The organism is Streptomyces sp. NPDC040718 (genome assembly GCF_055593565.1).
This window is the reverse complement of sequence record NZ_JBVIXO010000010.1, coordinates 125375-143348: the sequence shown is the minus strand read 5'-3', so window position 1 is coordinate 143348 and position 17974 is coordinate 125375. Positions and strand designations below refer to the sequence as shown.

The window sequence follows — 17974 nt, the reverse complement described above, 5'->3', positions numbered from 1 at the left end:
CTCACACCTCCGTCCGGCGGCCGGGGGCGGGGACGCTCCCGGCGGCTTCGAGGGAGAGGGCGGCGGATCCGGCGCGGCTCTGCCGGGCCCCGGGGTGGTGCCGGCCGACGAACTCGGTGACCAGCTCGACCTGCCGCAGGATGTCGTCCAGCTGCGCGGGGGACGGGCTGACGCCGTGGCCGTCCAGCGCGCTGTTGCCCGTCTTGAGGTAGACCGGCGCCGCCACCCGGACGATGTCGGGGGCCTCGTAGGTGCGGATGAACCCGCCCGAGGTCCGGGGGTTGTCCACGTGCAGGTCCAGCGGGACCGTCACCGCCTGCCGCAGCGCCGCGATCATCGGCAGCGTCAGGTCGCGCACCGGGTTGAAGCTGTTCGCACCGAGCATCTCCAGCATCTGGGCCGACGCCGGGTTGCCCTGACCGCAGTGCGCGGACACCTTCAGGTGGATCCCGGCCGGCAGCTCGCCGGCGGTGCGCAGCCGCCCCAGCACCCACAGCAGGCCCTCGTCGTAGACGACGAACCCGCGCACGCCCAGGCCGATCCCGCGCTTGACGTCCTCGACGGCGCGCACGATCTGCTCCTGCCCGCGCAGCCGGTAGCCGATCCGGGCCCCCTCGGGCGTCTGCGCCCCGGCCCCGATGTCGTTGGTGGCGCGGGGGCCGACCGACATCAGGACCTCGGCGCCGAACTCCTCGCCGAGCGCCACGTACTCGCCGATCTCCCGGGCCGTGTGCCGGTACATGCCGCGGGTCTCCGTGATGCGGTTGACGGTGAAGCCCCGGCGCCGGCTCTCGCCCAGCAGCCGCTCCGCGGCCTCCACCGAGTTCACCGTCGGCACCTCGATGCGGAAGTGCCCGCCGTCGGCGAAGACGGCGTCCGAGTCGGGCGTGAGCTGCGGGTCCCCGTCCGGCAGGCCCAGCCGGGCGAGCTGCCGGCGGGTCTGGTCGAAGAAAGCGGTCGTGGTCGTCGTCCTCACCTCGTCACCTCGATGCCGAGCCGCTCGGCCGTGCCGGCGACGATGTCCTCGGCGATGCGTATCGACTCCGCCCGGTCGGGGTGCACGACCTGGACCTCGCCGAAGTTCCCGAGGTTGCCCCGGCAGGGCGGCAGGGTGCCGCCCTCGGGGAAGCGGACCGTGAACGAGTGCAGGCTGTCGCCGTACCGCTCGGCGGCCCAGCCGAGGTCCGGCACCCGCACCGGGGTGGGCACCCGGTCGGCGGCACCGAACCAGCGGACCGTGGCGTACCCGTCGAAGGCCGTTGGCCCCCGCTCGATCGGCTCGTTCAGATGGATCCGGACGAGCAGCTCGAAGATGTCACCGCCGCCCGCGAGACGGAACAGGTTCGGCAGGCAGGAGCCCATGATGCGGGGGTTGAGCTCGATCAGCCGGGGCGTGCCGTCCGCGCCCAGCATCACCTCCACGTGGAAGACGCCGAGCCGCAGGCCGACGGCGCCGACGACCTCCTCGGCGAACCGCATCACCCGGTCGTGCTCCTCGGACGGGATCCCGGCGGGGATCGTCGTACCGGTCTCCAGGGCCTCGTGCCGGTGCCAGGTGGATCGCTCGCTGACGGCCAGCCGCAGGAACCGCCCGTGCACCAGGCCGATCTCGGCGGAGACGAACCGCCCGCGCAGGTACTCCTCGACGAGGATGCCCGCCGCGTACGCCTCGTCCGGGGCCCCGTCGAGGACGGCGGCCAGCTGCTCCTCGTCCGCGACGACATGGGCGCCCTCGCTCCCGGAGCCCCGGGCCGGCTTGACGACGACGGGATACCCGCCGGAGGCGGCGAAGGCCGCGGCCTCCTCGAAGCCGCCGACGACCGCGTACCGGGTGGTGTCCACCCCGGCCGCCGCCAGGACCGCCCGGCAGCGGTCCTTCTGCTTGGCCGTCTCGGCCGCCCCGGCGTCGGTGAAGGGCACGCCGATCTCCTCGGCGATCCGCGCGACCGGGACCACCAGCGCGTCGACGGTGGCGACGAAGCCGTCGACCGGCCGCTCCCGGTGGACCTCCCGTACGCACGAGCGCAGCGCCGCGGGGTCGGTGGCGTCCTTCAGGACGTGGACCCGGTCGACGAAGCGCGCGTACGGGGAGGTGTCGAAGTCGATGTTCTGCGCCTGCTCCATCAGCAGCGAGCGGATGAGCGTCACGTGGTGGCCGAGCCGCTTGGCGGCCTCGAACGCGGGGGCGTTGCCGGCCTTCCAGGTCACGAAGACCACGTGCCGGGCGTCGGGTGCGGAAGGGTGCGGGGGGCGGATCGGGTCGGTCATCGTGTCTTCCTCGCGAAGCGCTGGCCGATGCGGACGAATCCCGGGACGGCGGTACCGGGGGTGGGGATGAAGGAGATCGAACCGGCGAGGACGTTCCTCTCGGACATCGAGCTGAAGCCGCCCGCGCCGGACAGGACCAGGTCGCCCTCGTCCAGGCACAGCCACGCACCGCCCGGCTGCCGCTCGGAGTACGCGTAGTGCAGGTGCTCCGGGCCGCGCAGCACCTCCAGCCGGTAGCCGTCGGACGCGTACAGGCCGGTGCAGTCGTCGAGTTCCATCTCGAACGGCCGCCCGGTGCGGATGAGCCCCTCGCCGGTGAGGGAACGCAGCAGGTCCTCGTAGAGGCCGAAGGCCGGGTAGGCGTTGGCGAGCAGCAGCAGGAAGGAGCGCTGCCCGGGGAAGATCTGGATGAAGTTGTGGTGGCCGCTGCCGTTGGAGTTGAAGCCGAAGGCGGACGGTCCGAACATCAGCCAGCCCAGGCCCCACGCGTGCATGAAGTGGTGGCCGGGGACGGGGATCTGGGGCGTGCGCATCTCGCGGGCCAGGCCGGCCGACAGCAGGCGCTCGCCGCCGGGGGCGACGCCGTCGTCCACGGCGAGCATCGCGATCCTCGCCAGTTCGTCCAGGGTGAGGCACACGGAGAACGACCCCGCGGCGTCGTCGGCGATGGTCTGCGGCGGCGGGTCGTGGCGCACGTAGCCCTTGACCCGCTCGGTCCACACGTAGCCGGCCGAGACCGTCCCCCCGTAGTGGCCGCCCTCGGTGAGGGTCTCGGGAACCTCCCGGATGCCGAGCGGGGCGAGCATCAGCTCGTTCACGGCGCGGCGCCACGGGACCCCGAGCAGCTTCTCGATCAGCGCGGCGACGATCGAGGTCCCCACCGCCGAGTACGCGAACACCTCGCCCGGCTCGAACAGCTGGCCGTAGGCGGGCAGGGTGGCGATGTAGGAGCCGAGGTCCGGCAGGCCGGTGTCGTGCCACACCTCGTACGAGTCGTCGACCCCGCTGGTGTGCGACAGGAGGTGCCGCAGGGTCACCTTCACGGTGCCCCCGCCGCGGCGCCGGAACGCCTGCGGCAGCAGCTCGTCCAGCGGCTGGTCCAGCCCCAGCAGACCCCGGTCGACCAGGCGCAGCGCGACGAAGGCCAGCATCGGTTTGGTGACGCAGGTGACGCGCTGGCGGGTGTCCGGCCCGTACGCGGCGCCGGAGACGGTGTCGGTGACGCCGTGGTAGGTGAGCTCCAGCGCGCCGTCCAGGAACACGGCGGCGCCGGCTCCCGGTACGCCGTGGCCGCGTGCCGACTCGCGCAGGGTGTCGGCGACGGCGCGCAGCCGCTCCGCCGGCCCGGCCACCGCCCCGGCGGCGGCCGCCCCCGCCGCCTCGGCGCGGGTGCGGCGCAGCAGCGCGGCCTGCTCGGCGAGGGTGCGGTGCCGGTAGATCTCCGCCACCCGGACGGGCCGTCCGGCCGCGTCGGACAGGCGTGCCGCGAGCAGGGTGGCGAGCAGCGAGTGGCCGCCCACGGAGAAGAAGTCCAGACCGGCGGAGACCCGGGACAGACCGAGCAGCTCGGACCAGACCTCCGCGACCTCGGCCTCGTCGGGGTCGTCGACGGCTTCGCCGTCGACGACCTGCCGCCCCCAGTCGACGTCCCGGGCGGCCAGGGCCTTGCGGTCGACCTTCCCGTTGGGCAGCCGGGGCAGCCGCTCCTCGACGACGATCCTGGCGGGCTGCATGTAGTGCGGCAGCTTGGCCCGCAGGTGGGCGGCCATGGCCCCGACGGTGACGGCGTCGCCCTCCAGGCCCACGTAGCAGACCAGCCGGGTGTCGCCGTCGGTGCGCACGGCCAGGGCCGCGACGTCCTTCAGGCCCACGACCCCGCGCAGCGCCGCCTCCAGCTCGCCGAGTTCGATCCGGAAGCCGCGCACCTTCACCTGGTTGTCCCGGCGGCCCAGGAAGCGGAGCTCGCCCTCCTCCGTCCACCGGGCCAGGTCGCCGGTTCGGTACAGCCGCCCGCCCGGCACCTCGCCGAGGTGTGCGGGAGCGGCGACGAACGAGGCCGCGGTGCGTTCCGCGTCGTTGATGTAGCCGGCGGCCAGGCCGTCGCCGCCCAGGTGGAGTTCGCCGGTGGCGCCGAGCGGTACCGGGCGGCCGAGCGGGTCCAGGAGGTGGGCGGTGGTGTTGTGGACGGGCACGCCGATGGTGGGGGCGCCGTCGGTGGGGCCGGTGAAGCACTTCCAGGTGGAGTAGGTGGTGTCCTCGGAGGGCCCGTAGAGGTTGTAGAGCCGCTCGACGCCGGTGGACGCGAAGGCCCCGTTCACCAGTTCCCGGGACAGCGGCTCGCCGGCCACGTTCAGGACGCGGGTGGAGGCGGGCACCGCCCCGCGCTGGAGCAGCACGTTCAGGGCGCTGGGCACGGTGTTGACGAGGGTCGGGCCCAGTCCTTCGTCCTCGGTGAGCGCGAGCACGTTGTCCACGACGACGACGCAGCCGCCCCGGGTGAGCGGGGCCCACAGCTCGTACACCGACAGGTCGAAGTTGAGCGAGGTGGAGAAGAGCACCCGCCGCAGGTCCTCGGCCCCGTACGTCTCCCCGGCCCAGGCGAGCAGGGCGGCCACGTTGCGGTGGCTGATCACCACGCCCTTGGGCAGACCGGTGGAGCCGGAGGTGTATATGAGGTGGGTGGCGGCCTCCGGGCCGACGGTGACGGCCGGGGGCCGCTCGTCCTCGGTGTCCGCCTTCTCCCGCAGCTCCCGCCACGGCAGCGCCCGTACGGAACCGTCGCCGGCCCACGCCGGGGCCTCGTCGCCGTCGTGGACCACGGCGGCCAGGTCGGCGGTGGCGGCGATCGCGGCCAGCCGGTCCGCCGGGTAGGCGGGGTCGAGCGGTACGTACGCGCAGCCCGCCTTGTGGACGGCGAGCAGCAGGGCGACGGCGTGGTGGGTGCGGCCCAGGGAGAGGCCGATCCGCGAGCCCGGGGCGATCCCGTGGGAGGCCAGGGCGCGCGCCAGCCGGTTGGCCTGCCGGTCGAGCCCGCGGTAGGTGAGCACGTCGCCCCGCCATTCGACGGCGGGGGCGTCGGGGGTACGGGCGGCCTGGGCCTCCACGAGGGCGTGCAGCGGGGTGTCGCGGTCGTAGGGCAGGGCCGTGTCGTTGAACCCGTGCAGCAGCCGGCGCCGTTCCTCGGGGGACAGCAGGGCCAGCTCGCCCGCGGGCGTCCCGGGGCGGGCGGCCGCGTCCGCCAGCAGGGTGTCCAGGTTCGCGGCCATCCGCGCGATCAGCGTCGGCGGGAACAGGGCCCGGTCGTAGTGCAGCGTGAACAGCGGGCCGTCGGGTCCGGGCCGGGCCTCCAGCAGCAGCGCGAAGCCCTCCGGCACGGGCGAGGCGCCGTCCGACTCCAGGAAGCCCGCCCGCAGACCGGCGCCCAAGTCGGCCGCGGCGCCGGGCACGGCCTCCCGGTGAGCGGCGGCGAGCGCCAGCGCGAGGGCCGGGAGGGTCTGCTCCGGCGCGAGGAGGGAGCGGACGGCGACCGGCGCGCCGTGCACGCCGCCCGCCCTGGCCAGCACGATGTCGTCCTGTCCGCTGTAGCGGTGCACGAGCACGGCGAACGCGGCGTGCCACAGGTCGGCGGCCGCGGCCCCCGCGGCCGCCCCGCCCGGCGGCGGCACGGCGCCGGACCAGGAGTACGTACCGCTGCCCGCGCCGTCCCCGGCGCCGTGCCCGGCGTCCCGCACGGGCAGTTGCAGGGCCTGCGGTGAGTCGGCGGAAATGTCGCCCACAGTGATGGTCCCCTCGTTTGCATTTCGTTCACCTGCCGTACGGCGGACATGCCGAATGGACGCACGGCGCACCTGTACGGACCCCGCACAATCGAATTGCATTGCGGCGGGTGATTCACACTCCGCGCGGCATCGCCGGCCCGGAACTCGGAAAGGGCGCGACGGCACGGAAAAACACCGGAACTGGAACAGGGAAATGAATGGCGGAAAATTCGGGCGGAAAGGAGGTGCGGGGTGCGGCCCCGTCACGCCGCGACGGCGTCCGGGGCGGCTTCCCGGCCCCGCAGCGCCCGGTCGGCGATGCGCGGCATGGCGGCTCCGGCCAGCGCGAACCCGAGGGCCATGGCCAGCCAGCCGAGGCCGCCGTGGTCGATGACGAGCCAGGTCAGCAGCGCCGGAGCGATCATCTTGCCCAGGTCCGAGCCCATCGCGTACGTGCCCTGGTACTGGCCTTGGGCGTGCTCGGGCGCCAGCGCGAAGGACATCCCCCAGCTGCCCGCCGACTGCCGGATCTCGCCCAGGACGTGTGCCAGGGCTCCGAGGAGCAGCAGCGCCCCGGCGAGCGTCGCGGAGACCCCGCCGCTGAAGGAGAACACCACGCAGGCGACCGCGAGGCACAGCGATCCGGACCGGGAGGCCCTGGCCGCCGCGCTCGGCTCGTCGGTACCGCGCGCGGCCCTGACCTGGAGCAGGACCACGGCGACCGTGTTGGTCAGCAGGATCGCCGCGATCATCCAGCGCGGTGCGTTCGTACGGTGCAGCACCCACAGCGGCAGGACGACGTCGAGCAGCAGGTTGTGCATGGACAGCAGGCCGTCCAGCACCACGAAGGTCAGGTAGGGCCGGTCCCGCAGCACGGTCAGGGCCGGTCCGGGGCGGGCCGGCTGCGCCGCCACCGGGGGCAGCAGCAGGGTGAGCAGCCCCGTGGCCAGGTAGGTGGAGGCGTTGAAGACGACGGCCGCCTCGTACGCCCGGACCGAGTCGGCGGCGAGCAGCAGGCCGGCCAGGGCGGCGCCCACCGAGACGCTGACGTTGCTCGTGGCCCGCAGGTAGGCGCGGACCGAGACCCGGTCCTGCGGCGGCACCAGTCCGGCGACCATGGCCATGCGGGCGCTGCGGCTGGCGCTGTAGGCGACCGCCTGCGCGCTCACCACCAGCAGGTACGACGCGAACCCCTGCACCGCGAGCAGGGCCGCCGTGAGCGGCCCGAGGGCGATGAAGGACCAGATCTGCACGGAGCGCGGGCCGATGCGGTCGGCCAGGTGCCCGGTCGGGGTGCTGACCAGGAGGGCGATGCCGGCGGCGACGCCGACGCCGATGGCGAACCGGCCGGGCGACAGCCCGAGCACGGCGGTGGCGAAGATGGCGTTCAGCGCCATCCAGAGGCCCTGCCCCAGGGTGTGGACCAGGGTGATGCCGGTGAGGACGCGTGCCGGGCCGGCGGGCGGGAGCAGTCGGCTCAGCATCGGCCTGCCGCAATGCGGTCCGCGTGGACGCGAACGGACGTCGTGGATCTTCCTCGTGCGCACGCCAGGGTCACTGACACGCCCCCACTCCTCGTCAAGCGCCGTTGCCGACGACAGGATTCGGGAAATTCCCCGTGTTCGCGGACCGAGATCGTCGGCCGCGCAGGCCATATCGAAACTTGATCTAGGTCGGGCTGTCCAGGAAATGTCCCTGTGACCCCGGTCACATGACCGAAATTCCTGGATCGGGTAAAGCGTGAAGAAAAAGAATGTGCAGAAACGGTCGACGACCTGCCCTTACCGGCCGGTAGGGCATAGGGCGGACGGCTGAATTCCGGGCCCGCGGGGGGTTGGCGGGCCGTCCGCCGGGCAGGCGAGGGGCGGACGGAGGAGGCCGTATGCCGCGAGAGAGACCCCAGGGGCGCGACGAGAGCGCGGAGGAGCGGGCGGACCGCCAGTGGCAGGAGCTGATCCAGGAGATCCGGGTCGCCCAGACCGGGGTGCAGATCCTCTTCGGATTCCTGCTCACGGTCGCCTTCACCCCGCACTTCCAGGGATTGGCCGAAACCGACAAGGCGATCTACACCGCCACGGTCGTCCTCGGCGCCCTGGCCACCGGCGCGCTCATCGGCCCCGTCTCCTTCCACCGGATCGTCTCGGGGCGCCGTATCAAGCCGGAGGCGGTGCGCTGGGCCTCGCGCCTCACCTTCACCGGCATCCTCCTGCTGCTGGCCACCTGCACCTCCGCCCTCTTCCTCGTGCTGAGGGTCGCGGCCCCCCACGGCCTCGTGCCATGGCTGGTTTCCGCCGTGGTCGCCTGGTACCTGCTGTGCTGGTACGCGCTGCCGCTGTGGGCCCGGATCCGCTACACGTCCGAAGAGGCCGGGGAAACCCCGAAGACGAGGAGTACGACATGAGCGAGCACCGGCAGCACAGCTGGTCACGGACCCCGCCGTCACGGGCGCCCGGCGAGAGCGGGGACCCCGAGGCCCGGCGGGAGGCGGACGAGGCGGTCGTCGGCCGGGCCGGTGACGCCGGGCCGGACGAGGACGCGGGCGGCCACTCCGCGAAGCGGCAGCGGCCCGGCGTCGGACGTGAGGAGCAGGTACGCCCCCACCACCCGCCGCAGCACCGGTCCCGGCCCGAGCGGGAGACCGACGACCGCTGAGCGGGACCGCCGATCCACCAGGTGGCGGCCTCCCCGCACCACTTCCGGGTGACACCCCTGCCGGGCTTCGGCCCGCCACGGGCGGCAGGGGCCCACGATCGCCAGCGGCCGTACCCGCACCGCCCGCCGATGGCGGGGTTCCGGACGCCTGGGAGATCACGTGCACGTCCTGCTCGTCGCGAGCGCCTTCAACAGCCTCACCCAACGGGTCCACGCCGAACTGCGGGACCACGGCCACAGCGTGGCGTTCGAGCTCGCCCTGCCCGGCACGGACCTCGCCGAGACCGTCCGCCGCCACCACCCGGACCTCGTCGTCGCGCCGATGCTGAAGACGGCCGTACCTCGCGAGGTCTGGTCCGCGTACACCTGCCTGATCGTGCACCCCGGCCCCGTCGGCGACCGCGGCCCCTCCTCCCTGGACTGGGCCGTCACCGAGGGCGGGACCCGGTGGGGCGTCACCGTCCTGCAGGCCGACGAGGAGATGGACGCCGGCGACGTCTGGGCGACCGCGGACTGCGCGCTCGCGCCCGTCGGCAAGAGCGACTCCTACCGGGGCGAGGTCTCCGACGCGGCCCTCGCGGCCGTCCTGCTCGCCGTCGAGCGCTTCGCCTCCGGAACCCACGTCCCGGCCCCGCAGGGCGCCGCCACCGCCCGCCCCTACCTGCGCCAGCCGCACCGCCGGATCGACTGGGACCACGACACCACCGACACCGTCGTACGCGCCCTGCGCGCCGCCGACTCCCGGCCCGGAGTCCTCGACGAACTCCTCGGCGGCCAGTGGTTCCTGCACGGCGGCCACCCCGAGGACACCCTGCGCGGTGCCCCCGGGCAGCTGCTCGCCACCCGGGCCGGAGCCGTCTGCCGGGCCACCCGCGACGGCGCCGTCTGGATCCCCGAACTGCGCGCCAAGCGCACCCCCGGCGAGCCCGCCCCCGTCAAACTCCCCGCCGTCCTCGCCCTCGGGGACCGGCTGCCCGCCCTCCCCGAGGTCCCCGCCCCACCGGACGGCCCCCCGGCGGGCGCCCGGACCTGGACCGACATCCGCTACCGGGAACAGGGCGGGGCCGGCTTCCTGACCTTCTCCTTCCCCGGCGGCGCCATGAGCACCGGCCACTGCCGGCGCCTGCTGACGGCCTACCGCGCCGCCTGCTCCCGCCCCACCTCCGTCCTCGTCCTCGGCGGCACCCGCGACTTCTTCTCCAACGGCATCCACCTCGGCGTCATCGAGGCGGCCGCCGACCCCGCCGCCGAGTCCTGGGCCAACATCAACGCCATGGACGACCTGGTGGAGGCCGTCCTGACCACCACCGACCGGCTCGTCGTCGCCGCCGTCGGCGGCAACGCGGCCGCCGGCGGGGCCATGCTCGCCCTCGCCGCCGACGAGGTCTGGTGCAGGTCCGGCGCCGTCCTGAACCCGCACTACCGGCTCATGGGGCTGTACGGATCCGAGTACTGGACCTACACCCTGCCCCGCCGGACCGGCACCGGCGTGGCCGAGCGGCTCATGGCCGACGCCCTGCCGCTGAGCGCGGCCGCCGCCCGCCGGCTCGGCCTCAGCGACCGGACCCTCGACTGCGGCCCCCAGGAGTTCGCGGACGAGACGGCCCGGCTCGCGGTCCGCCTCGCGGCCTCGCCCGCCACCCAGTCCGCCATCGCCCGCAAGAAGGCCCGGCGCGACCGGGACGAGGCCGTCACCCCGCTGGCCGCCTACCGGGAGGCCGAGCTGGCCCGGATGCGGGAGACCTTCCACGACCCGGCGGCGCCGTACCACGCGCTGCGCCGCGCCTTCGTGCGCAAGGAGCCCGCCGACCGGACCCCGCCGCACCTCGCCCGCGCGGTACCCGGCCGGCACACCGCGCCCCTGCCCTCGCGGCGGCCGCCCGTCACTGGACCGGCCCCCTCCGACAGGGCGGCGGGACCGCGGTCCTGCTAGCAAGAAGGGTGGGGCAGATCCCCAGGCCCCGGCCCACCCCTCCCGCATCCCTCCCCAAGGAGCACCCCCCATGGATGCAGCAACGCCCAGCGCGGTAGAGGACCCCCCGATCCACATCCTCTGGATCAACGCCGGACTCAGCTGCGACGGCGACTCGGTGTCCCTGACCGCCGCGATGCAGCCCAGCATCGAGGAGATCGTCACGGGAGTGCTCCCCGGCCTGCCGAAGATCGCCGTGCACTGGCCGCTGATCGACTTCGAGTGCGGGCCGGTCGGCGGCGCCGACACCTTCATCGAATGGTTCTTCAAGGGCGAGCGCGGAGAGATCGACCCCTTCGTCCTGGTCGTCGAGGGCTCGATCCCCAACGAGAAGATCAAGCCCGAGGGCTACTGGTGCGGGTTCGGCGACGACCCGGCGACCGGCCAGCCCATCACCACCAGCGAGTGGATCGACCGGCTCGCCCCCAAGGCCCTCGCCGTCGTCGCCATCGGCACCTGCGCCACGTACGGCGGCATCCACGCCATGGAGGGCAATCCCACCGGTGCCATGGGCGTCCCCGACTACCTGGGCTGGGACTGGAAGTCCAAGGCCGGCATCCCGATCGTGTGCGTTCCGGGCTGCCCCATCCAGCCGGACAACTTCTCCGAGACCCTCACCTACCTGCTCTACCAGGCGGCCGGATCCGCGCCGATGATCCCGCTGGACGACAAGCTGCGCCCGACCTGGCTGTTCGGCGCCACCGTCCACGAGGGCTGCGACCGGGCCGGCTACTACGAGCAGGGCGACTTCGCCCACACCTACGACTCGCCCAAGTGCCTGGTCAAACTCGGCTGCTGGGGCCCGGTCGTCAAGTGCAACGTCCCCAAGCGCGGCTGGATGAACGGCATCGGCGGCTGTCCGAACGTCGGCGGCATCTGCATCGCCTGCACCATGCCCGGCTTCCCCGACAAGTTCATGCCGTTCATGGACAAGCCGCCCGGCGCGACCCTGTCCACCAAGGCCAGCGGCGCCTACGGAGCCGTGATCCGCAGGCTCAGGGCGGTCACCACCCACACCGTGGACAAGGAGCCCAAGTGGCGCCAGAAGGGCCGCCAGCTGACCACCGGCTACCGCCCGCCCTGGTGACGGCGGCCCCGCGCCCGCTGCTTCCCGCTCCGCCGCGACGAACACCCCGCTCCCGCTCACTAGAAGGGCCACGGCAGACACGATGACACCGAAGACGAAGGCGGCCGGCGACGGCAGCGGGCTGGTCGAGATGGCCTGGGACCCGATCACCCGGATCGTGGGCAGCCTCGGCATCCACACGAAGATCGACTTCAAGCAGAAGCGGGTCGCGGAGTGCTACAGCACCTCGTCGGTCTTCCGCGGCTACAGCGTCTTCATGCGCGGCAAGGACCCCCGCGACGCGCACTTCATCACCAGCCGCATCTGCGGGATCTGCGGCGACAACCACGCCACCTGCTCGGTGTACGCGCAGAACATGGCCTACGGCGTGAAGCCGCCGCACCTCGGCGAGTGGATCATCAACCTCGGCGAATCCGCCGAGTACATGTTCGACCACAACATCTTCCAGGAGAACCTGGTCGGGGTCGACTACTGCGAGAAGATGGTCCGCGAGACCAACCCCGGCGTCCTCGAACTCGCCGAGCGCACCGAGTCCCCGCACGCCGCCGAGCACGGCTACCGCACCATCGCCGACATCATGCGCTCCCTCAACCCCATCGAGGGCGAGTTCTACCGCGAGGCCCTCCAGGTCAGCCGCTACACCCGGGAGATGTTCTGCCTGATGGAGGGCCGCCACGTGCACCCCTCCACCCTCTACCCGGGCGGCGTCGGCACCGTCGCCTCCGTCCAGCTCTTCACGGACTACATGAGCCGCCTCATGCGGTACGTCGAGTTCATGAAGCGGGTCGTCCCCCTCCACGACGACCTCTTCGACTTCTTCTACGAGGCCCTGCCCGGCTACGAGGAGGTCGGCCGCCGCCGCGTCCTCCTCGGCTGCTGGGGCGCCCTCAACGACCCCGAGTACTGCGACTTCACCTACGCCAACATGACGGACTGGGGACGGAAGATGTTCGTCACCCCGGGCGTGGTCGTGGACGGCAAGCTGGTCACCAACGACCTCACGCAGATCAACCTCGGCATCCGCATCCTCCTCGGCAGCTCGTACTACGACGACTGGGAGGGCCAGGAGCAGTTCGTCACCCACGACCCGCTCGGCAACCCCGTCGACCCCCGCCACCCCTGGAACCAGCACACCATCCCCGCCCCGCAGAAGCGCGCCTTCGACGACAAGTACAGCTGGGTGATGTCCCCCCGCTGGTTCGACGGCAAGGACCACCTCGCCCTCGACACCGGCGGCGGCCCCATCGCCCGCCTCTGGTCCACCGCCCTGTCCGGACTGGTCGACGTCGGCTACGTCAAGGCCACCGGGCACAGCGTGGTCATCAACCTGCCGCGCACCATGACCAAGCCGGAGACCACCTTCGAGTGGCGCATCCCGAAGTGGAGCAACGCCCTGGAGCGCAACCGCGCCCGCACCTACTTCCAGGCGTACGCGGCCGGCATCGCCCTGCACTGCGCCGAGAAGGGGCTCGCCGAGGTGCGCGCCGGACGCAGCCAGACCTGGGAGAAGTTCGAGGTGCCGGACGAATCCATCGGCTGCGGCTTCACCGAGGCGGTGCGCGGCGTCCTCTCGCACCACATGGTCATCCGCGACGGGAAGATCGCCAACTACCACCCCTACCCGCCCACCCCCTGGAACGCCAGCGTCCGCGACAGCTACGGCACCCCCGGACCGTACGAGGACGCCGTCCAGAACACCCCCATCTTCGAGGAGAACCCCCCGGAGAACTTCAAGGGCATCGACATCATGCGCGCCGTCCGCAGCTTCGACCCCTGCCTGCCCTGCGGCGTCCACATGTACGTCGGCGGCGGCAAGACCGTGAAGTCCATGCACGTCCCCACCGGCCTGAGCGGACTGGGCGGATGAGCGCCGCGACCACCGACGGCCTCCAGGCCGGCCGCCGGATCGAAGAGGTCCTCGACCGGCTCGCCGCCACCGGCGACCGGCAGACCCACGAGGCCGCCGAGGAACTGGTCCGCGTACTCATGGACTTCTACGGAGCGGGCCTCGGCCGCATCGTGGAGGGCCTCACCGCGCTCGCACCCGGCGCCGACCCCCTGGCCGCGCTCCTGGAGGACGAGCTCACGGCGAGCCTGCTGACCCTGCACGGCCTCCACCCCGAGGACGTCCACACCCGCATCGCCCGCGCCCTGGACACCCTGCCCGAAGCCGAACTCGCCGGCTACGACGAGAGCGACGGCACCCTGCGGCTGCGCACCGTCCCCGACACCGGCTGCGGCTGCGGCAGCGGCCCCGAGGACACCCTGCGGCGCATCGAGGACGCCGTGGCCGCCTTCGCCCCCGAAGTCACCGCCGTGGAACTGGCACCCGCCGCCCCGGCACCCCCGCTGCTCCAGATCACCACCCGGCCCCACGCCCCGGCGCGCGTCCCGTGAGCCCCGACCGCCACCCGGCCACCCCCGAACGGGGACTGCGGCGCTTCACCCGGCCCCGCGCCCCCCGCCCCGAGACCTGCGAACTGTGCGGAACGGCGGTGGCCCGCGAGGCCCACCGCCACCTCGTGGAGACCGACAAGCGCGCCCTGGTCTGCGCCTGCGCCCCCTGCGCCCTCCTCTTCGACCGCCCCGGCGCCGCCGCGGGCCGCTTCCGCACCGTCCCCGACCGCTACCTGAGCGACCCCGGCCACCGCTGGGACGACGAAGCCTGGGACCTCCTCCAGATCCCCGTCGGCGTCGCCTTCTTCTTCCGCAACGCCGCCCTCGACCGGCTCGTCGCCCTCTACCCCAGCCCCGCCGGAGCCACCGAGAGCGAACTCGACCCCGCCACCTGGCAGCGCGTCCTCGGCGCCGGCCCGCTCGCCGCCCTCCTCGAACCCGACGTCGAGGCACTGCTGCTGCGCCGCTCGCACGGGCGCACCGCCTGCTACCTCGTCCCCATCGACATCTGCTACGAACTGGTGGGCCGCATGAGACTGCTGTGGCAGGGCTTCGACGGAGGCGCCGAAGCCCGCGCCGCCCTCGACGCCTTCTTCGCCGAGGTCGAACGGCGCGCCGTACCCGCCGGACGGCAGCCCGCCACGGCAGCCGGGGAGCCGCGGCCATGACCGACCTCACCTTCACCTGCACCGGGGTGCGCGCCGACCCCTACGCCGCCGGCCCCACCCTCCTGCTGCGGCTGCGCGTCGCCGCCCCCGGCGCCACCCGCGTCCACGCCCTCGCGCTGCGCTGCCAGCTGCGCATCGAACCGGCCCGCCGCGGCTACGGCCCCGGGGAGGCCGCCGCGCTCCAGGACCTGTTCGGCGAGCGCTCCCGCTGGGGCACCACCCTCCAGCCCGTCCAGTTCGCCCAGGTCGCCGTCATGGTCCCGAGCTTCACCGGGGAGACCGAGACCGAGGTGCCGGTGCCCTGCACCTACGACATGGACATCGCGGCCACCCGCTACTTCGACGCCCTGGAGGACGGCGACGTACCGCTGCTGATGCTGTTCTCCGGCACGGCCTTCACCGGCTCCGGCGGCTTCCGCGTCGAACCCGTCCCCTGGGACCGCGAGGCCTCCTACCGGATGCCCGTGACCGTGTGGCGCGAGATGATCGAACAGCACTTCCCCGGCTGCGGATGGCTGCGACTGCCCCGCGACACCATGGACGAGCTGCTCGCCTTCCGCTCTCGCCACGCCCTCGCCTCCTGGGAGTCGACCGTACGCACCCTCCTGGACGCCGCCGCGGCCCCGACGGCCCACGACGCCGGCCCCGAGCCCCTCCGGGCCGCCGCACTGCTCGACCGGCTGGCCGGGAGGACCGCGCCGTGACCACCACCTCCCCGCCGGACACCCGCTTCGCGGCCGCCCGGCAACTTGCCGACGCCGTCCTCTTCGAGGGCTACGTGCTGTACCCCTACCGCGCCTCCGCCGCCAAGAACCGGATGCGCTGGCAGTTCGGCGTCCTCGTGCCGCCCGCCTGGGGCCCCGCGCACGGCGAACACTCCTTCCAGCGGACCGAACTCGTGATGGAGCCCAGGGGCGAGGCCGTCCTCCACCTCGAACTCCGCTTCCTCCAGGCCTGGCGGCGCACCGTCGAAGAGGCCCTCGGGGACGGCTCGTTCGAGGCCGTGCCCGAACTGCACCTGCCCGACCGGGTCCTGGTCCCCTGGGACGAGGGGACCGAGGAACAGGCCGAGCTGACCGTGCCCGTCGCCGAGCTGGCCGCCGGCGAGGTGACCCTGCCCCTCGTCCGCCCCGCCCGCGAGGAGACCGAGCCCGTCCTCGACGCCGACGGCCGCGAACGCGGCCGGCTGGTCCGGCGCGCCGAGCGGATCGACGCCGAGGTCCGGCTGCGCGCCGAGGAACTCGACGTGCCCTACCGGGCGCTGAGGCTCACCGCCGTCGTCGAGAACACCGCCACGTGGACCCCGGAACCCGGCGCCGGCCGCGACAGCGCCCTGCCCCGGTCCCTGGTCGCCGCCCACCTCCTGCTGGGCCTCAGCGCCGGCTCCTTCCTGTCCATGACCGACCCGCCCGAATGGGCCCGGCCCGCCGTCCGCGGCTGCGACAACCGCCACACCTGGCCCGTGCTCGCCGGGGAGGACGGCCGCGCCGACGTGGTCCTGTCCTCCCCGATCATCCTGGAGGACCACGCCGCCATCGCCCCCGAGAGCGCCGGCGCCATGTACGACGCCCTGGAGATCGACGAGATCCTCGCCCTGCGCACCGCCGCCCTCACCGACCAGGAGAAACGCGAGGCCCGCGGCACCGATCCCCGCGCCGCCGCCGTCGTCGACCTCGCGGACTCCATGCCCCCCGAGGTCCTGGAACGCCTGCACGGCGCCGTCCGCGCCCTGCGCGAGATCACCGGCCCGGACCGCACCGAGGTACCCGAGGACGTGTTCACCCCCGACACCCCCTGGTGGGACCCCGCCCACGGGGCCGCCGCCGAACCCGCCCCGGAGCGGATCACCGTCGACGGCCGCTCCGTCGGCCCCGGCAGCCGCGTCCTGCTGCGGCCGGGCCTGCGCCGCACCGACGCCCAGGACCTGTTCCTGCGGGGCAGCGCCGCACGCGTCGAAGCGGTCCTCCACGACGTCGACGGCGGCGTGCACCTCGCCGTCACCGTCGACGGGGACCCCGGCGCCGACATCCGCCGGGAACAGGGCCGGTTCCTGTACTTCCAGCCCGACGAGGTCACCCCCCTGGAGGACGAGTGAACGGCCGGACCCTGGTCGCCGGCATCGGCAACGTCTTCCTCGGCGACGACGGCTTCGGCGTCGAGACGGTCCGCGCCCTGGCCGCGCACCCGCTGCCCGACGGCGTGGAGGCCGTCGACTTCGGCGTGCGCGGCGTCCACCTCGCCTACCAGCTCCTCGACGGTTACGACACCCTCGTCATCGTCGACGCGACCGCCCGGGGCGCCGCACCCGGCACCCTCCACCTCATCGAGGCCGACGGAACCGGACCCGTCGCCCCCGGCCGAGCCGTGCTCGACGGGCACGACATGTCCCCCGACACGGTCCTCGCCCTCCTGGACGGCCTCTGCGCGGGCACCGGCGCCACCCCGCCCCGGCGCACCCTCGTCGTCGGCTGCGAACCCGCGACCGTCGAGGAGGGCATCGGCCTGAGCCCGCCCGTGGCCGCGGCCGTACCCCACGCCGTACGCATGGTCCAGGAACTGCTCCCGAGGAGAACCCCGTGAAGAAGGCCGTCGCGTTCACCATGGCCGCCGTGCTCGGCGCCGTCCTGGTGACGATGCTCCCCGACCTCAAGCGCTACCTGCGCATCAGCCGCATGTGACCGCAGGGTCCGCGCCGCCCGAACGGCGTACGGGTCCCCCGTGCGTCGGCGCGCCCGCCCACCGGGCACCCGCCCCGCCGGTCTAATGAGGCCCGGCAGGACGGAGTCCGATGCACGAGATGTCGATCGCCATGGCCGTCGTGGACCAGGTGGCGGAGGCGGCCCACGCCGGAGCGGCACGCTCCGTGAGCCGCGTGGAGCTGGAGATCGGGGAACTGGCCGGTGTCGTCCCCGACGCACTGGCCTTCTCCTTCGAACTCGCCTGCACCGCGACGCCCCTCGAAGGCGCCGAGCTCGTCACGCACGCCGTGACGGCCCGCGCCCGCTGTGCGTCCTGCGCGGCGGAGTGGGCCGTCGGCATGCCCCCCGACCTGCGCTGCCCCGACTGCGGGAAGGCCACCGCCGTGGAGCTCCTGACGGGGCGCGAACTGCGGATCCTCCGCGTGGTCTGGGAAGACGAAGACGCCCTCGAACCGATCCCCGAGGAGGCCTGA

At 73.5% G+C, this 17974-nt stretch carries 16 protein-coding genes; 12 read left to right on the top strand and 4 right to left on the bottom strand.

Annotated elements, in window-relative coordinates:
* Position 1: 1 nt before the first annotated feature.
* The 4 genes from ACZ597_RS24480 to ACZ597_RS24465 all read right to left on the bottom strand — a co-directional run bounded on the left by ACZ597_RS24480 (position 2) and on the right by ACZ597_RS24465 (position 7510).
* On the bottom strand, positions 2 to 976 hold the full coding sequence (locus tag ACZ597_RS24480; RefSeq protein ID WP_471333827.1) for a peptidase: 975 nt from the start codon (positions 974 to 976) through the stop codon (positions 2 to 4).
* A complete protein-coding gene (locus tag ACZ597_RS24475; RefSeq protein WP_471333824.1) occupies positions 973 to 2268 on the bottom strand; it encodes an ATP-grasp domain-containing protein in 1296 nt (431 codons plus the stop codon). The genes ACZ597_RS24480 and ACZ597_RS24475 overlap by 4 nt, the downstream gene beginning before the upstream one ends.
* The gene (locus ACZ597_RS24470) at positions 2265 to 6044 is read right to left on the bottom strand and encodes a non-ribosomal peptide synthetase (protein ID WP_471333821.1); all 3780 of its coding nucleotides are present in this window, start codon (positions 6042 to 6044) and stop codon (positions 2265 to 2267) included. Before ACZ597_RS24470 ends, ACZ597_RS24475 begins: the two co-directional genes overlap by 4 nt.
* A gap of 245 nt (positions 6045 to 6289) precedes the next feature.
* Positions 6290 to 7510, bottom strand: coding sequence for an MFS transporter (locus ACZ597_RS24465; protein ID WP_471333818.1), 1221 nt, complete (start codon positions 7508 to 7510; stop codon positions 6290 to 6292).
* 398 nt (positions 7511 to 7908) lie between these two features.
* Between ACZ597_RS24465 and ACZ597_RS24460 the strand changes: the two genes are divergently transcribed.
* From ACZ597_RS24460 to ACZ597_RS24405, 12 genes are all read left to right on the top strand, one after another.
* Entirely contained in the window at positions 7909 to 8427 is a 519-nt protein-coding gene (locus tag ACZ597_RS24460; RefSeq protein WP_471333815.1) for a DUF6328 family protein, read from the top strand.
* Positions 8424 to 8678 carry a hypothetical protein gene (locus ACZ597_RS24455; protein ID WP_471333812.1) on the top strand — a complete coding sequence of 85 codons (255 nt, stop codon included), beginning with the start codon at positions 8424 to 8426 and terminating at the stop codon, positions 8676 to 8678. Before ACZ597_RS24460 ends, ACZ597_RS24455 begins: the two co-directional genes overlap by 4 nt.
* A gap of 160 nt (positions 8679 to 8838) precedes the next feature.
* Positions 8839 to 10611, top strand: coding sequence for an enoyl-CoA hydratase-related protein (locus ACZ597_RS24450; RefSeq protein WP_471333810.1), 1773 nt, complete (start codon positions 8839 to 8841; stop codon positions 10609 to 10611).
* 70 nt (positions 10612 to 10681) lie between these two features.
* Positions 10682 to 11737: an NADH-quinone oxidoreductase subunit B family protein gene (locus ACZ597_RS24445; RefSeq protein WP_470964181.1), complete on the top strand. Its 1056-nt coding sequence runs from the start codon at positions 10682 to 10684 to the stop codon at positions 11735 to 11737.
* Between the two features lie 82 nt (positions 11738 to 11819).
* Complete coding sequence (locus ACZ597_RS24440) at positions 11820 to 13604, top strand: nickel-dependent hydrogenase large subunit (protein WP_469116361.1); 1785 nt, start codon at positions 11820 to 11822, stop codon at positions 13602 to 13604.
* The gene (locus ACZ597_RS24435; protein ID WP_471333806.1) at positions 13601 to 14134 is read left to right on the top strand and encodes a hypothetical protein; all 534 of its coding nucleotides are present in this window, start codon (positions 13601 to 13603) and stop codon (positions 14132 to 14134) included. Before ACZ597_RS24440 ends, ACZ597_RS24435 begins: the two co-directional genes overlap by 4 nt.
* Positions 14131 to 14802 carry a DUF5947 family protein gene (locus tag ACZ597_RS24430; RefSeq protein WP_471333804.1) on the top strand — a complete coding sequence of 224 codons (672 nt, stop codon included), beginning with the start codon at positions 14131 to 14133 and terminating at the stop codon, positions 14800 to 14802. Before ACZ597_RS24435 ends, ACZ597_RS24430 begins: the two co-directional genes overlap by 4 nt.
* Entirely contained in the window at positions 14799 to 15506 is a 708-nt protein-coding gene (locus ACZ597_RS24425; protein WP_471333801.1) for a DUF6084 family protein, read from the top strand. Before ACZ597_RS24430 ends, ACZ597_RS24425 begins: the two co-directional genes overlap by 4 nt.
* Entirely contained in the window at positions 15503 to 16897 is a 1395-nt protein-coding gene (locus ACZ597_RS24420; RefSeq protein ID WP_471333799.1) for a hypothetical protein, read from the top strand. Before ACZ597_RS24425 ends, ACZ597_RS24420 begins: the two co-directional genes overlap by 4 nt.
* Positions 16894 to 17382 carry a hydrogenase maturation protease gene (locus tag ACZ597_RS24415; protein ID WP_471333796.1) on the top strand — a complete coding sequence of 163 codons (489 nt, stop codon included), beginning with the start codon at positions 16894 to 16896 and terminating at the stop codon, positions 17380 to 17382. Before ACZ597_RS24420 ends, ACZ597_RS24415 begins: the two co-directional genes overlap by 4 nt.
* The gene (locus ACZ597_RS24410; protein ID WP_471333793.1) at positions 17379 to 17480 is read left to right on the top strand and encodes a DUF6893 family small protein; all 102 of its coding nucleotides are present in this window, start codon (positions 17379 to 17381) and stop codon (positions 17478 to 17480) included. The genes ACZ597_RS24415 and ACZ597_RS24410 overlap by 4 nt, the downstream gene beginning before the upstream one ends.
* A 110-nt stretch (positions 17481 to 17590) precedes the next feature.
* Positions 17591 to 17974: a hydrogenase maturation nickel metallochaperone HypA/HybF gene (locus ACZ597_RS24405; protein WP_471333791.1), complete on the top strand. Its 384-nt coding sequence runs from the start codon at positions 17591 to 17593 to the stop codon at positions 17972 to 17974.